This is a genomic window from Fulvivirga marina (genome assembly GCF_016775155.1).
GTDB lineage: Bacteria > Bacteroidota > Bacteroidia > Cytophagales > Cyclobacteriaceae > Fulvivirga > Fulvivirga marina.
In genome coordinates this window covers 60,468-77,104 of sequence record NZ_JAEUGD010000002.1, presented here as the reverse complement: position 1 = coordinate 77,104, position 16,637 = coordinate 60,468, and the positions used below count along the sequence as shown (strand labels likewise).

Sequence of the window (16,637 nt, the reverse complement as noted above, 5' to 3'; positions counted from 1 at the left end):
GCAATTCGTAAATCAATAAAATTTGTTATATTTTTCATTCTGTAATAGCTACAAATGCACGAACTGCTAAAATCATATCTTAGGCGGCTTACCAATCTTTCAGGAAACAACAGATCGCTGCTGTTGCTGCGTTTGTCCGCTGAGCAGTTTATCGATGTACATGATTTCAACTTCATCACGAAAGGTGGGTCCTTTAGTATTATTGAGTCCATGATAGCCGGCAAAACTGTCAACTTGGGACCACAAATGGATAGCAGAGATGAGGATGCTAACAGGATGAGCAGGAAATTGAAGAAACTTTCCAGGCTAGACCAGTTTATATATGAGGAAAGAGGTTCGAAAGACTTGTATATCGGATGGCCATTTATAAGAGGTAAACTGTCAGACGGTACCCTCATACGATGCCCGGTTATGTTTTTCCCTGTAGAGGTGGTTGCCGTGGATAAGCAGTGGAAGTTGAAGCAGCGTCATGATGCTGGGATCACTCTGAATAAATCTTTTTTACTGGCTTATGCCCATTATAATAAAATGCCACTTTCTGAGGAACTGTTGGATCGTAGTATGGAAGATTTTGATACGGACAGTACCATTTTCCGGACTTCTTTATATCAACTATTCAAAGATAGCCTCATTGAAGTCAATTTTAATCAGGAGAATTTTAGAGATGAACTAAATGCATTTGAGGAGTTCAAAAAAACTGATTTTGAGAAAAGTGAAAAGGAAGGTGAGCTGAAAATGTACCCTGAAGCTGTTTTGGGAATATTTCCTCAGGCAGGGTCATACCTGGTTCCAGATTATATGCATCTGATAGAAAGCAACCAGGTAAAGGATATTGAGGAGTTTTTTCAGGCAAGATCTGTTTATGAGGAGTCAAAAGGTGAGGGGCCGGATTACTATTTTTTAAAAAGTGTGGATGAGGAAAAAACATTTACACCATTTAAGATGGATGCTTACCAGGAGAACGCACTGAAAGCCATTAAAAAGGGTAATTCAGTAGTTGTTCAAGGCCCTCCAGGTACAGGTAAATCCCAACTGATCTGTAATCTGGTGGCAGACCATGTGGCTATTGGAAAAAAGGTGCTGGTGGTTTGTCAGAAACGTGCCGCTTTGGATGTTGTTTATGAAAGGATGGACGAGAAGGGGATGGCCGACTTTATGGGGCTTGTGCATGACTTTAGAAATGATAGAAAAGAAATTTATCATAAAATATCTCGCCAGATTGAGCGCCTTGATGAGTATAAGGCGAAAAATAACGGGCTGGATGCTATTCAGCTCGAACGGAAATTTCTTCAGATCAGTAGGAGAATTGACCAGATCACAGAAGAGATGGAAGAGTTTAAGTTCGCTCTGTTTGACGAGAGTGAATGTGGTATAGCAGTTAAGGAGCTCTATCTTACATCTTATATTGACGAACCGACTGTCAATCTGAAGCAGGAGTATACTCATTTCAGATTTGGTGATCTTTCTCCTTTTGTAACTCGTCTACGAAATTATGCTGCCTATGCCCAGTTGTTTAACCGGTCAGGTTATGAGTGGAATGATCGTAAATCATTTGAAAATTTTATGGTGGCAGACCTGCAGAGTCTGAACCACATACTGGATGAGATACCTCAGTACCAGGAGGAAATAGCAGATCAGCTAGAGCAAATAACAGGTTCCAGACTTACCCTGGATGATTGTGAAGCTATCCTGAATAAACAGGATCAAGTGCTTGAAATGCTGAGGATACTTAAGGATAAAAAGGCGTACAAATATTTCCAGCATATGATGACCTTTTCTGATAGTGAAACAAGCAACCTTTGGCTCTCAAATACAGAAAGGGTGTTGATGGAGTGTTATAAGGGAACTGGACCGGAAACAAGCTTGCCTTCTGATCAGCTTGGTAAATTCCAGGAAGTGTTACAACGGAATATGGTGGCGCGGAAAAGCCTTTTGCGATTGGTACAATGGAGGTTGTTTTCAAAAGATAAGTTCTACATTAAACGGGTTTTGGTGGAGAATCACCTCAAGAGAAATCGTGAGGGTTTTAATACCATGGTGGAAAAAATTGATAACAGGTTGAACCTGGAACATAACCTTACAAAAATAAGGAAGAGAGAATGGTTGGCAGATGTGCCTAAAAGCTATGAAAAAGGGTACTTACAGAACTGGTTTCACCTTCAAAAGCTTTCCGTGAAAGCCAAACTAACTTTTAGCTCACTCCGTAATTTTAAAGAGTATTTCAATGTACAGAAATTAACCTATGACGAGCTGAAAGCTAAGCTTGAAGAACTTTATGGTGTGATCAAAGAAATACCTCAGAAAAAGGCAGGGTGGCTGATGTATCTCTCCAACACGCAGGTGGCTAATGTTATTCAAAACCCTGATGTGACTGATAAGCTCAAAAAAATCCTTAGAAAAGATTTTGATGCATTGTGTGAATACGATAAAATAAGGACTGAGTTAAGCGGACAGGAAATACAAGTGATAGATAAAGTGATTGAGGCTGCTGAAGATTATAGTCCTGATGCTATAGAGAAGTTATTTCAAAACAGCTTAAGAATATCTTGGATTGAGCATATTGAAACCAAATATCCTGTTTTGAGATCGGTGTCTTCCCTGAAGTTTCATAAACTCGAAGCTGAGCTACAGAATCTGGTAAGAGAGAAGTTGATGGTGAGTAATGACATGCTTTTACTCAGGGCACGAGAGCGAACATATGAAAATGTGGAGTATAACCGGCTTAATAACATGGTTACCTACCGAGACCTATATCATCAGGCCACAAAGAAGCGCAGGGTATGGCCTCTAAGGAAAATGGTTGGCAACCACTATGAGGAGCTGTTTCAGTTAATTCCATGCTGGATGGCTTCCCCGGAATCGGTTTCTGCCGTTTTTCCTATGAGAGAGATGTTTGATTTGGTGATCTTTGATGAGGCTTCACAATGCTTTGTCGAGCGTGGCATACCCGCTATGTATAGAGGAAGACAAGTGATGGTAGCCGGTGATAATAAGCAGCTTAGGCCTAATGATCTTTACCAGGCAAGGTTTGAGGAAGAAACCGATGATAATCCAGCTATGGAAGTTGATTCTCTGCTGGAGCTTGCAAGTCACCACCTGATGAATGTTCAGTTGAAGGGACATTATCGTAGCAAATCCCTAGACCTCATAGATTTTTCTAACAGACATTTTTACGATGGTAATTTGAAATTACTCCCAGACTATCAGGTTGTAAATAAAAATGAGCCGGCGATAAAGTATGTGAAGGTAGACGGAGTGTGGGATAGCAATATTAACGATGAGGAGGCTATAAAGGTGGTTGACCTATTAGTGGATATTTTAAAAACTGATGCTTCAAAACAAGTTGGCGTGGTGACATTCAATGCAAAGCAACAGCAGCATATCATTGATGTACTTGATCAGCGATGCCTGGAGGAGCAGATTGTTATTCCCTCCACATGGTTTGTTAAGAATATTGAGAACGTTCAGGGAGATGAAAAAGATGTTATCATCTTTTCAACCGCCTATGCTCCGGACAGTAGTGGTCGTATGATGATGCAATTCGGAAACCTAAATGCCGTAAGCGGGGAAAATAGGTTGAATGTGGCAATAACCAGAGCTAGAGAGAAAATTATCGTCGTGAGTAGTATAATGCCCAACCAACTGAAGGTAGAAGGATCTAAGAATGAAGGTCCCAAATTACTGAAAGCGTATCTCGAATATGCTTGGGATGTGTCTGAAGGGAACTTTAAGGCAGAGCCTTACCCTGAGAAAAATCACCATGCAGAATGGTATCTAAAGAAGAAACTGGAGGCATGGAGTAAGGCTGCATCTAAAGACTTTCAGTTAGAGGAGGAATTGCCTTTTGCAGATCTGACTGTAAAAAATGGTAATCACTACTTGGGGTTACTTATTACAGATGATGACCTATATTACCAAAGTATCTCAGTGAAGGACCTTCATGTTTACACACCATTTACCCTGAGTAAGAAAAATTGGAATTTTAAAGGACTCTATAGTCGGGAATATTGGCATAACAGAGAGCAGGTTGAAGAGACTATTCTGAAATTTGTGGCACATCACAATGTTGAAATTTAAGTTAATAGGTCTTGTCGTGGTGCTGAAATCGATGTTGGTCAATACCTTTCATCCGGCGCCTGACAAATTTCAGGCTAACCATGGTGAATACAAAAAGAGTTCTCTGGCTGTAATGAAGGGTTTTTTCGAAAGTTCAGGGTTGGAAATATACCAAGACAGTTTATTGCTTACTCATAATGATAGTGGAGGAAATGAGGCTCTCTTTGTTGTTGATTTCAAAGGTAGAATAACAGATACACTGGTCATTGGTGCGAAAAACCGGGATTGGGAGGATGTGACAAAGGATGATAAAGGTAATTATTATATTGGTGATTTTGGTAATAATGCTAACAGGCGAAAGAATCTTGTCATATATAAATACAACGCCATTAGTCAGAAGTTGTCAGAGATCTCCTTTCGCTACAATGATCAGGAAAAATTTCCTCCTGAAAAGCGAGGTATGAATTATGATGTGGAGGCCATGTGTTGGCATGAGGGAGCAATACACTTATTTTCTAAGAACAGAGGCAAGAAACTTGTAAACCATTACATAGTTCCTGATGAACCGGGCGTGTACGAAATAAACCCTAAAGAAACTTTATATTTACCTAACCAGATAACTGGGGCTGATATTAATAAATCAGGAAATATGCTAGTCCTAACAAGCTATGGACGTATTTATCTTTTTAAAATCTCAGACGGTAATAGCTTTTTTGAAGGAGAGTATAAAGCACTTAGGTTTGTTCGTGGGGCACAGATGGAGGGTGTTACTTTTATTTCAGATACTGATTTTGTGACTTCAAATGAAACTGGGAGGCTGTTCTGCTTTAAAAGAAAACATTAGAACTATAGTCTTCCTCCACATTTCTTGCAATATGCCGCATCACTATCGTGACCTTCGGCACCACAGTGAGGGCACGCCTGCGTTGTAATCGGATGATACTCTTTTACTTTGCTCATTTCTGCAGAAACAATACCTGTGGGAACAGCTATAATGCCGTAACCTAATATCATAATCAATGTGGCCAGAGCCTGACCTAGTACGGTTTGGGGTGCGATATCGCCATAGCCAACTGTGGTAAGTGTTACCACTGCCCAATAAATACTTTTTGGGATGCTGGTAAATCCATTTTCACCACCTTCGATAAGGTACATCGCTGTACCAAGTACCACGGTCATAGCAAAAACACCGCCAATGAATACAATAATTTTTGGACGACTGGCCTTTAGGGCAGAGGTCAACTGAGTAGCTTCTCCTAAAAAACGGGCTAACTTGAAGACTCGAAATACCCTTAGGAGTCTGATACTTCTAATAACAAGAAGGGACTGAGCTCCAACAAGAACCAGGCTAAGAAATGTAGGTAAGATAGATAGGAGGTCAACAATACCAAAAAAGCTAATGGCATATCTCCATGGTTTGGTTACTACAATGAGCCTGGCAATGTACTCAATGGTAAAGAGTGCAGTAAAAAACCATTCAATAATATAGAGGGTTTCTCCATATTCAGCTTTGATCTCAGAAACGCTCTCAAGCATTACTGCTATCACGCTTAGCAAAATGGCAACCAGTAGGATGACATCAAAAGCTTTTCCCTCATATGTGTCAGCTTCAAAAATAACTTCGTGGAGATACACTCTCCAATTTTGCTTTGATGTATCCTTGTTTTGCTCCATGAGGCTACTAAAATGATGTTTTAGGGTATTAAAGTCAATGCAATCAGAGAAATAAAAAAAGCTGTCCCCGTGATATTAATATGAAACAGCATTTCCTTTTGGTATGTAGGTTTCTAGTCTAGCCCTATCATGATAAACGATCCCCAATATATGGGATCTGGGTATTCTGTTCTCAATTCTTTTTTTGCATCAATAAATGATTGCCTCTTTTTACCGGTCTCTAGCCATTTTTTATAAAATTTGGACATAAGAATCTGTGTAGCCCGGTCATCTACCTTAAACATACTCATGATCAGTGTCTTGGCACCGGCCACTAAAAAGGCACGTTGTAATCCATAGACACCTTCTCCAACTGCGAGTTCACCCAGACCTGTTTCACATGCGCTTAGCACAACTAACTCAGTTTGATCAAGGTTGAGGTTCATGGCCTCATAGGCTGTAAGTATACCATTCTCCAGATTGTAGTTATAGGTAGTCTTGTTTAAAAGATCTCCGGCCCCTGTAAGGAGCAAGCCTGTACGCATCAAGGGGTTTTGAGTTGCCTCAGATTCGCTTTGCATGATCTCCTCTGAAGTTTGTAGTTCTTTAACTGGCGTGAAAAAGCCGTGTGTTGCTATATGAAAAACTTTAGGGTTATCCAGCCTTTTGATTTGCTCTTCATTAGCTTCCTGTTCCATATATGAGGATGTCGTCCACCCTTTATTGTTAAGCAAGTCCCTCAGTTCGCGTACTTCGCGTTCAGTTCCAGGCAAGGCATTGATATCTCCTGAATTTGAGGCCAGATAAAATGCAGGATTACCAAACATGGAAGCCCGTTTTTCTTCTTGTATTAATTGTGTCTTTACCTGCTTGAGATAAATGTCTTTAGTATTACTTACCAGTATGATGTTAGAATTATCTATTACATACTTACCATCATTAGTTGGAATAGCTTCGAGGTTGATCTGGTTGAACACCCCATCAGCAGACAGGTAGATGGTAGGGTATGCCCCGGCTATATTCTTAAGGGGAGCCCAATAATTGTTATATGAATACCTGTCCTTTACTTTATAGGTAATGCTGTTTCTATAAAATTTGAAGTATTTGTTTTCAAGGTCATGACCATTTTTAATCAGAACTACTTTAGGGTCCTGCTGCTCCTTCTCATGCTTGATGTATATGGCCGCATAGACTACGGAATCAGTAAATACATGGTCAAAATAGCGATACCTTACCATTTCAATAGCTATTTCATTTGGCTTAAGTGCTTTTTGTACATTTTGCCATACAATAGTCTTGTCTTCAAAGCTGGAGCTGAAGAGCTCGGATTTTTGACTTAGGTCTTTTTCCAACTGCTCAACTTCATGTGAAAGCGTTGCAGGGTCGATTTGGTTTTCCGTAAGCTGTTCCACACTCATTGAAAGTACGTTTGTTAAATGCTCCTTTTTGGCCAGCCACTCATTATACTTGTTTTTCAGCTCTTCATCGGTGCTACTCAATATTCTTTCTCTGATTTTTATTGAAGAGTTTAACAAAATTGCTTTGGTGAGCAGGGCATTGTTGTAAACAGAACCAATTACCTTTTTGTCAGTATCTTTCAGTTTAAATGCCAGTGTGTTGTAAAATTCAAAGTCAGGGCGAATAGTGTTCCAGTACTTGGTTTTTTCTCTCTCGCTTAGTGCAGGGAAGAAATCTCTGATGAAGTTTCCATAGTTAACCAAAGCTTCTTCAATAAACTTCTTGGCATTGCGACTATCTCCTTCCATGTAGTATACCTTACTTAGTTTAGAAAGTATTTTTACATATTCCGGGTGATTATCATTAAAGAACTTCTCATAAAGTTTTTTAGCTTTCTCGTAATTCTCTTCTGCCAGCTTGAACCTACGCTGTAGGTAATAAATGTCTCCAGTTAGAGTGTAAATACTTGCGGCATTGATATTGTTTCTGCGGCCAACTTTTGAGATCCAGATGCTCTCAGCCAGATTAAGAGCATTAAAGGCATCATCAAACCTCTTCTGCGATATGTAAACTTTTGACAAGTCTGTTAAGATGTTGGCATACTGAGGGTTGTTTGTTCTCAGTTTTTCGGCAATTATATTTTTAGCCTCGTCCATTAATTTTTCTACATCCCTCAGGTTATCACCTTTATAAAAACGAATAAGAGCAAGTTGTGTAATGGAATTTCCTACATCTACATGTTGTCTGCCAAATTGAGCTTCCTGAATTTTAATGGATCTTTCCACATTTGACTGGGCTTTTTCATAATCTCCTATACTGGTGTATATCTCCGAAAGCAACAGAAGGGATGGGGCTATCTTTGAAGAGTTGTTTCCAAAGATGCCTTCAGCAATTGTTAGGGATCGCTGAGCTGTTCTTTCTGCTTCAGGATACTCTCCAGATATTAATTCTAGTTTGCCTTTGTTGACCAGTGGAGCAACAAGCCTTCTGGACTGGCGGCCATACCTTACTTCATAAGTGCTGATGAGTTTTTGTAAGAGCGCTTGCGTCTCTGTATACTTTCCAAGAGTAATATACAAGCTAGCTAACTCTTCAGTGGCATTAAGCTCATTATAATCTACACTTGCTTCAGCCCTTGTCAATAACTTCTGCGATCGTTCCAGAGTAACTTCAGCATCATCAAATAACCCCTGGATGGCTTTAAGCTTGGCATCTGTTTCCATTGCACTGACATAGTCTGCAACACGTTTCTCATTACGCTTTTCCTTTTCTAGTATTTCTATCGATTTGCTTATGTTTTCCTGAGCCTTGTCATACTCTCCTAACTTGATCTGTAGTTTGGCAATTTCATTAAGCTCTACTCCATAGTCGGGATCCTGATTGTCATATTTGGAACGAGCTGCATCAAGCGCTTTGTCCAAAGTAGCCGAAGCCTTGGCATATTGATCGGAGCTTTCATAAAAAACCGAGATGTGATTGAGTATGTTGACATAATCTTTATGCCATGGGTCAATCTCCTTACTCACAATTTCGAAAAAGCTTTTGTTATAGATGTCTTCAGCCTCTTTGATTTTATCAGTAAAGTCCAGATAGTAATTGGCCAGTTCAATTTTAGCAAGGTGATACTCCGGAGAGTTTTCTCCATACAGTGTCTTTTTGATCTCAATGATATCCTCCAGATTTTTTTCTGCAGCAATAAAGTTTTGCTTTTGTCTGGTTAGCCGATATAGAAAGTCAAGAATGTCAATGGTCTTTTTGTGATTTCTGGGTAGTGCCCTTGTATTTGCAAGTATACCGTAAGCCCGAGCCTCGAGGTTATCCGTTCTATCCTTTTCAAGTTTGGAATCAAACTCTATGGTTTCCAGGTTGAGATAATGCAAACTTGTTTTTGCGAAGTTTCTCTTGATAGCTTTTTCATATTCCACTTTCAGATTACGATACTTACCCTTATTGTCATTTTGTAAGTATTGTTTTAGGAGAGCTTCAAAAAGATCAAAAGCAAGGTAATGCGATTCTTCATGCTGTCTTTTCAAGTTGGAGAGTGATTTTTCAAACTTGATACTATTAGGCATTTTATCAATGTCAATACCATTCTCAACTAACAGCTTGCCGTGCAAAAACTGATTGTTAATATAATAGACGCTGGTGTTGCCTAAGTTATAGCTGATCCACTCTTCAGCTCTGGTAAATGCACTGTCGGCACTATTGTAATTGCCTTTTTTTCGAAAGGTATTTGCCTTTAAAGTAAGTAGCGTAGCATAGTCGCTCAGTCGTTCACCTACTTCTTCTTCAGATAGCCTTCTGGTTTTTAGTTTTCCTGACTCATCAACGTAAGTCTCTTTAAGTACAGCTCTGCTTTGGAAGTAATCTAACTGATTATTAATAAAAGACAATGCCTTTCTGTAATACCCCTGACCAGAGAGTACCTCAGCTCTGGTCAGGTTGATTTGTGCCTGCATTTTATCATCCAGCTTATCTGATGATTTTAGTGTCTGCTCCGCAGCATCGACATGTTCCTGTGCACTTACATAATTGCCATAATGTGCCAGAATTTCAGCTATTTCCAGTTGGTTTTGCGCATGTTTTACACTGTTTTTACCATTTGCAGCCAAGCTGACCTGTAGTGCCTGCTGAATACTATTATCAAAATCTGCCAATACACCTACAGCCAGATTGAACTTGGCTTCTCTTAGGTGGTATTGAGGCATATATTCATTATTGCTGCCTAGTTTTTTTGCTGCCTTTTTCTTGAATTTTGCTAAGGTCTTTTTTGCTTTAGCGTAATCACCTTCTTCAAACTGATCATCTGCTTTTTCAAGATACTTGTCCCAGTTTTGTGCATAACCAAATGAGCACAAAAAGAGCAGCATAAAGGCTAAGTATGACTTCAAGCTGGTATAATTAAAATCCATGACACGTGCATTTAGGTTTAGGGAGTCTTTCCTATATTTTAATATAGTTCAGGTTATTAATTTTTAATTACTTAGCAATTTGTTCAGGATGTCTTTCGCTGCCTCCGCGATTACTGTACCCGGGCCAAAAATGCCGCTAACCCCTGCTTTATAAAGAAAATCATAGTCCTTTGGAGGAATTACCCCTCCTGCAATTACCATGATATCCTCTCTTCCCAGTTTCTTTAGTGCATTAATAAGTTCGGGTACAAGTGTTTTATGACCTGCAGCTAAACTCGAGGCACCAATTATGTGTACATCGTTTTCAGCAGCCTGTTGAGCTACTTCTTCCGGAGTTTGGAATAATGGTCCGATATCTACGTCAAAACCAAGGTCAGCAAAGCTGGTGGCAATTACCTTCGCGCCTCTGTCATGGCCATCCTGCCCCATTTTTGCTACCATAATACGTGGTCTTCGACCTTCCTCCTCTGCAAATTTGTCTGAAAGTGCTTTAGCTTCTTTAAAGTTGTTATCCATTTTAGCTTCTCCCGAATATACTCCCGATATTGATCTTATTGTAGCTTTGTGGCGGCCATACACTTCTTCCATAGCATCGGATATCTCCCCAAGCGTGGTCCTTTTTCTTGCTGCATCTACTGCCAATTCCAGCAAATTGCCGTTGCCGGATTTTGCCGCTTCCGTTATAGCTTGAAGAGATTTTTGAACCGCTTCACTGTTCCGCTCCGCCTTAAGCTGATTTAGTCGTTCTATTTGCTGGTTTCTGACCTTGGTGTTGTCAACTTCCAGAATATCAAAGTCAGGTTCTTCGTCAGTTTGGTATTTATTTACGCCAACTATAATATCTTTCCCCGAGTCAATTCTGGCTTGTTTTCTGGCTGCGGCCTCTTCAATTCTCATTTTTGGGACTCCACTTTCTATGGCTTTGGCCATACCTCCCAGTTCTTCAACTTCCTCTATCAGAGCCCAGGCTTTATCTACAAGTTCTGCAGTAAGGCTTTCTACATAATAAGATCCTCCCCATGGATCAACCACGTTAGTTATGCCTGTCTCATTCTGTAAATAAAGCTGAGTGTTTCGTGCAATTCTTGCAGAGAAGTCGGTAGGAAGAGCAATGGCTTCATCCAAAGCGTTGGTATGTAATGATTGGGTGTGGCCAAGCGCTGCTGCCAGGGCCTCAACACATGTACGTGTAACATTGTTGTAAGGGTCCTGTTCCGTTAAACTCCATCCTGAAGTCTGGCAATGCGTTCTTAATGCCATGGACTTAGGGTTCTTAGGGTTAAATTGTTTGACAATCTTCGCCCACAATAATCTTCCTGCTCTCATTTTTGCTATTTCCATGAAATGGTTCATGCCAATAGCCCAAAAGAAGGACAATCTTGGAGCAAAGACATCGATGTCCATGCCCGCGTTGATTCCTGTTCTTAAATACTCCAGTCCGTCAGCTAAGGTATAGGCTAGTTCTATATCAGCAGTTGCGCCAGCTTCCTGCATGTGATACCCACTGATACTGATGGAGTTGAAGCGGGGCATATTTTTTGAAGTGTACTCGAAAATGTCAGCAATGATCTTCATGGATGGTAGGGGAGGATATATATAGGTGTTCCTCACCATGAACTCTTTCAGGATGTCATTCTGAATAGTTCCGCTTAACTGTTCCGGGGTTACACCCTGCTCTTCCGCTGCCGCGATATAAAATGCCATAATCGGCAATACCGCTCCATTCATAGTCATGGATACAGACATCTTATCCAGTGGAATCTGGTCAAAAAGTACTTTCATGTCCAGAACAGAGTCTATGGCAACTCCAGCTTTACCGACATCACCGGATACACGTGGATGATCAGAATCATACCCTCGGTGGGTTGCCAGGTCAAAAGCTACTGAAAGTCCCTTTTGTCCAGCTGCCAGGTTCCTTCTGTAAAAGGCATTGGACTCTTCAGCTGTTGAGAATCCCGCATACTGCCGTATGGTCCAGGGGCGGCCAGCATACATCGTGGAATAAGGACCTCTTAGATATGGTGGTATGCCTGCTGAATAGCCAGTATGCTTAAGTTGCTCAAAATCTTCTTTGGTATAGAAAGATCGTATATCTATTTTTTCTGCTGATGTAGTAGTGGTAACCTGATGTGAGTTCTCCTTTTTAGGAGAAAACTCGTTGTATTTTATATGGGTGAAATCTGGTTGCATATTTAAGAATTATTGTATCTCTTCTTTTTCCTGTTTTACTTTTTTCTGAAATTTTTGCCAGGCCTCGCTGGCCAATTTGTCGGTGAGTACTTCCAAGTAGTAAGATCCTGCTGCTGGGTCGACGGTTTTATTTAGGTAAGACTCTTCTTTGAGGATAGAACTTACATTGCGAGCAATCCTTACCATAAGAGAATTTTTGTAGTCTTCAGGTTCTACCAATAAGCTATTACAGCCACCCAGTATTGCGGACATGGAGGCAGTTGTAGATTTCAGCATATTGGCATGAGGCTGATACTTCTCTTCAGTCCAAATAGTAGAAATGCAGTGTATATGCAGGTCTTCGGGGTTGAAACTTTCGGCCTGGTAAGCTTGGCTAAGCTGGAAAAACAGGTTTCTTAAGGCCCTGACCTTAGCTATTTCTCCAAAATAGTCGGTAGTTACAGGTAAGCTAAATGAGATCTTGGAAATGATCTGATGGATCTCAAATTGAGCGGTGTCTAAAGTGTTAATCACATAAACGGCTGATTGAAGTAAATGTGCAATGGAGGAAGACGCAGTTTCTTCAAGGGATGTAACACATAGAGATAGCAATCCTGGGAAATTGACCGTCGCTTTAAAAGCTTCGAGATAATTGTCAGTGGTCTGGCAATCTTTACTTAAGATAACAATACCTGAAACAGATTGATGGTCAATTCCTTTACTCTCGATTAGGTCAGTGTAAGCTGATAGTTGTTGTTTAAAATCAGCACCTAGTAAGAATGAAATACTGCAATAATCAATTAGAATATCTTCCAGTAAATCTGCCATTGAAACCTTCTTGCCCTGAGTCAAATCGAAAATAATCCCATCAGTGCCATTGTTAAGGGCTTCCAGAGCCTGCTTATTTGCTGCTTTTGAGTTATCTACGATTATTTTTTGCAAGTTCTCCCAATACCTGTTCTCGGCCGTGGGATTCTCTTTCAGAATAAGTCTGTTTTGAAAGGCATCAATGTTTTTGAGGTCATCCAGGTCACTCTTATCATAGTAAGGGGCAAGAGAGATCGTGTCGTCAAAATTCCAGTTATATTTTTTAAATACATCTTCTCCTTTTAGGTCAGAGGTGGCCTTTTTTACCCAATCCTCTTTAGAAGAGTTTTTAAAGTCAATAAATAAATTTTCTTGTCGTTCACTCATTAATATATATGTAAGGTTATAAGGTAAAGTTAATTGTTTTGGATTACTTATTAGAAGTGAGTTGTAATAATATTATTACCTGCGTAACTAATTCAATTATACATTTTAAAGAAATCGTATTCTTTTATTGCTCTAAAGAAAGTAAGTGAAAAATCTTTAAAAAATAGAGTTATAGAGCGCTTTTAAGTTCGTGATTTTTTTTACAAATTTGTTACCCTTTTCTCTTGGAGGGTTTAGAGTCTAACCAATCTTATAGAATTACAATACATGCACATTGATTGCGAAACGGTTTGGAGTGATTGTCTACGGGTAATCAAGGATAATGTGGCGGAGCAAAGTTTCAATACTTGGTTTCAGCCAATAGTGCCTTTAAAATGCGCGGATGATGTTTTGACTATTCAGGTTCCGAGTCAATTTTTCTATGAATGGTTGGAAGAGCATTATGTGCATGTACTAAAAAAGGCTATTATAGCTGTAATGGGTCCAAAGGCTCGATTAGAGTATTCTGTAATTGTGGATAGAGGCAATAGCAAATCTTCTCCTTTATCTGTTAGTCTGCCTAACCGTACACCTTCTAAGAATTACAATGCCAATAGTGGTAAAGATGAATACATCTCTCCGTTTCAGTTGAAGTCGGTGGATTCATTTTATCAGGAGTCGCAGCTAAACCCGAATAATACTTTCGATTCATATATTGAAGGTGACTGTAACAGACTGGCTAGGTCTGCCGGATATGCTGTAGCTCAAAAGCCTGGTGTTACCTCATTTAACCCGCTAATGCTTTACGGAGGTGTGGGGCTTGGTAAAACTCACCTTGTTCAGGCTATTGGTAACGAAATTAAAAACAATCTTTCAGATCGTTTTGTACTGTATGTGTCATCTGAAAAGTTTACCAATCAGTTCATTGATGCCTTAAGAAATAATAAGGCTCAGGAGTTTCAAAACTTTTACATGCAAGTGGATATACTGATTATCGATGATGTTCAGTTTTTGGCAGGAAAGGAAAGAACGCAGGAGATATTCTTCCATATATTCAATCACTTGCATCAGGCAGGCAAGCAGATAGTGATGACCAGTGACTGTCCTCCGCGAGATTTAAAAGGTCTTCAGGAGCGCCTTTTGTCCAGGTTTAAATGGGGGTTGACTGCTGACTTGCAGCAACCAGATTATGAAACCCGTGTAGCGATCATCCAGCGCAAAATGCAGTCTGATGGTATCTATATACCAGAAAATGTTATAGAGTACCTTGCATATAGTGTTGATACCAACATCAGGGAACTGGAAGGTGTGCTGATCTCTCTGATTGCGCATGCTTCATTAAACCGTGTAGATATTGACCTTGAGCTGGCGAAGCAAACCTTGAAGAATATAGTTCATGATATCGAAACGGAAGTAGGTATTGATTATATTCAAAAGACTGTTGCAGAATTCTTTAAAGTGGAGGTGGCTTCACTGAAAGATAAAATCCGTAAAAAGGAAATTGTAATAGCCAGACAGGTCGCAATGTATTTTTCTAAAGAATACACTAACCACTCTTTAAAGGCCATTGGGTATCATTTCGGAGGCCGTGATCACAGTACGGTTATACATGCTGTACAGTCAGTTAACGATATGATGGACACCAATGCTTCGTTCAAAGCATCTGTTGAAGAGCTGAAGAAAAAGCTTAAGATGCGTTCTGTTTAATAACTTCAGCTAAAATATCGATAGCGGTTTCAATCTCTTGCTCATTTACAGAGGCAAAACCAAGACGCATGGAACTTTGATGGTTAATAAAATCATGGCATAAATTGAGGTATAGGCCTCTTTTTAGACACTCGGAGACCAAGTAGTCAGCATCAGGTTTTAAACCACTGAGGAACTTAACCCAAAGAGCCATACCACCTTCCGGCACTTTGTACTCAATTAATCCCCCGAGCTTTTCGTTTAGACGTTTGCAAAGCAGGTCTCTTCTGGAAAGGTAAATTTTCAATGTTTTTTTTAAGTGCCTTTGTAGTTCACCGCTTTCAATGGCTAGCGCCATTACATGCTCCAAGACCGGGTCACCCTGCCTGTCAATAATGCCTCTTATTTTACTTAGCTCATTGATGATTCTACGAGATGATACAATGTAACCTATTCTGATGGCCGGGGCGAAGATCTTGCTGAAGGAACCTATATAAATCACATGTTCGTGATGATTGAGGCTGGCTAGAGGAAGCAGGGGACTGCTACTATAATGGAAGTCATAATCGTAGTCGTCTTCAATAATGGCAAAGTTGTACTTCAGAGCAAGTTCCAGAAGCTGGATCCTTCGTTCAGCGGGTAATGTCACCGTTGTGGGGTAATGATGATGAGGAGTGATATATACTATGCTCACTTTAGTTGTCTTAAGCAACTTTTCCAACTCATCTATATTTAGCCCGAATTCGTCAACACCTATTCGTAGGGGATTACCTCCTAGATGCTTAATACTCCAGTCCGCCGAATCATAGCTGCTATGCCCTACAACTACTGTGTCTCCTTTGTTGAGTAAAACATTTAAGATCATAAATATACCCATCTGACTACCGCGGGTGATCAGAATGTTTTCCTTGTTGATATTCATACCGCGGGTTTCTGACAGATACCTACTGAGTGAGATTCTTAATTTCTCATCTCCTCTGGCGGCACCATATTTCAGAAAGTTTTTACCATAGGTAGTTTTGGCCAGAGATCGACACTCTTTATATATCCAATCGATAGGAGCTAGTCTGGGGTCTGGGGTGCCCTGGTTGATTTCTATTGAATGTTTAGGCTTGCTCCTATAGTCTGTAAACTCCGTCGATTTTATTTGCAGTATTGCAGCTACATCTTCCCCCCCTTTATGTCTATCTAAGGTGTGAGGTTCAACAATGGGGAGCTTGCCAGAAACAAATGTGCCGCGTGAAGGAAAGGCTTCAAACCACCCTTGAGCCATCAGCTCGTCATAAGCCTGTACTACTGTCTTTCTGTTTACAGATAATGTTTCGGACATCAAACGTGTGCCAGGTACTTTGGTGCTTTTAGCAAGATGGCCACTAGTGATCTCTCTGACAATTGCATTGACAATTTGGAGGTATAAAGGAGTGCTTAAACTATTGTCAAGTTTGATGACTGTTTTCCATGGAAACATAACCGGACCCGTTAATAAGTTAAAAATGGCACCTAAAGATACTCCATGATGTGATTAGTTTT

8 protein-coding genes are annotated in these 16,637 nt (G+C 40.1%); 3 read left to right on the top strand and 5 right to left on the bottom strand.

The genetic code is table 11. The annotated features are described in order from the left end of the window. Positions 1-54: 54 nt before the first annotated feature. On the top strand, positions 55-4,077 hold the full coding sequence (locus JMN32_RS01105) for a DEAD/DEAH box helicase (RefSeq protein ID WP_202854427.1): 4,023 nt from the start codon (positions 55-57) through the stop codon (positions 4,075-4,077). Then, positions 4,064-4,900 (top strand): hypothetical protein, encoded by an 837-nt coding sequence (locus tag JMN32_RS01100; protein ID WP_202854426.1) that lies wholly within the window; start codon positions 4,064-4,066, stop codon positions 4,898-4,900. Before JMN32_RS01105 ends, JMN32_RS01100 begins: the two co-directional genes overlap by 14 nt. 2 nt (positions 4,901-4,902) lie before the next feature. On the opposite strand, the gene JMN32_RS01095 is transcribed toward JMN32_RS01100, so the two are convergent. The 4 genes from JMN32_RS01095 to JMN32_RS01080 all read right to left on the bottom strand — a co-directional run bounded on the left by JMN32_RS01095 (position 4,903) and on the right by JMN32_RS01080 (position 13,442). Beyond that, a complete protein-coding gene (locus JMN32_RS01095; protein WP_202854425.1) occupies positions 4,903-5,730 on the bottom strand; it encodes an ion transporter in 828 nt (275 codons plus the stop codon). Between the two features lie 113 nt (positions 5,731-5,843). After that, positions 5,844-10,079 (bottom strand): CHAT domain-containing protein, encoded by a 4,236-nt coding sequence (locus JMN32_RS01090; RefSeq protein ID WP_202854424.1) that lies wholly within the window; start codon positions 10,077-10,079, stop codon positions 5,844-5,846. Between the two features lie 63 nt (positions 10,080-10,142). Next, entirely contained in the window at positions 10,143-12,269 is a 2,127-nt protein-coding gene (gene scpA / locus JMN32_RS01085) for a methylmalonyl-CoA mutase (RefSeq protein ID WP_202854423.1), read from the bottom strand. Between the two features lie 9 nt (positions 12,270-12,278). Then, positions 12,279-13,442 carry a methylmalonyl-CoA mutase family protein gene (locus JMN32_RS01080; RefSeq protein ID WP_202854422.1) on the bottom strand — a complete coding sequence of 388 codons (1,164 nt, stop codon included), beginning with the start codon at positions 13,440-13,442 and terminating at the stop codon, positions 12,279-12,281. A gap of 267 nt (positions 13,443-13,709) precedes the next feature. Between JMN32_RS01080 and dnaA the strand changes: the two genes are divergently transcribed. After that, on the top strand, positions 13,710-15,128 hold the full coding sequence (gene dnaA / locus JMN32_RS01075; protein WP_202854421.1) for a chromosomal replication initiator protein DnaA: 1,419 nt from the start codon (positions 13,710-13,712) through the stop codon (positions 15,126-15,128). On the opposite strand, the gene pdxR is transcribed toward dnaA, so the two are convergent. Next, positions 15,109-16,575, bottom strand: a complete 1,467-nt coding sequence (pdxR, locus tag JMN32_RS01070) for a MocR-like pyridoxine biosynthesis transcription factor PdxR (RefSeq protein ID WP_202854420.1) — start codon at positions 16,573-16,575, stop codon at positions 15,109-15,111. The two genes, dnaA and pdxR, sit on opposite strands and share 20 nt — an antisense overlap. Positions 16,576-16,637: the final 62 nt, after the last annotated feature.

Coding starts and splice junctions, on each gene's coding strand:
- JMN32_RS01105 (WP_202854427.1), top strand. CDS start 55: ATGCACGAACTGCTAAAATCATATCTTAGGCGGCTTACCAATCTTTCA.
- JMN32_RS01100 (WP_202854426.1), top strand. CDS start 4,064: ATGTTGAAATTTAAGTTAATAGGTCTTGTCGTGGTGCTGAAATCGATG.
- JMN32_RS01095 (WP_202854425.1), bottom strand. CDS start 5,730: ATGGAGCAAAACAAGGATACATCAAAGCAAAATTGGAGAGTGTATCTC.
- JMN32_RS01090 (WP_202854424.1), bottom strand. CDS start 10,079: ATGGATTTTAATTATACCAGCTTGAAGTCATACTTAGCCTTTATGCTG.
- scpA (WP_202854423.1), bottom strand. CDS start 12,269: ATGCAACCAGATTTCACCCATATAAAATACAACGAGTTTTCTCCTAAA.
- JMN32_RS01080 (WP_202854422.1), bottom strand. CDS start 13,442: ATGAGTGAACGACAAGAAAATTTATTTATTGACTTTAAAAACTCTTCT.
- dnaA (WP_202854421.1), top strand. CDS start 13,710: ATGCACATTGATTGCGAAACGGTTTGGAGTGATTGTCTACGGGTAATC.
- pdxR (WP_202854420.1), bottom strand. CDS start 16,575: ATGTTTCCATGGAAAACAGTCATCAAACTTGACAATAGTTTAAGCACT.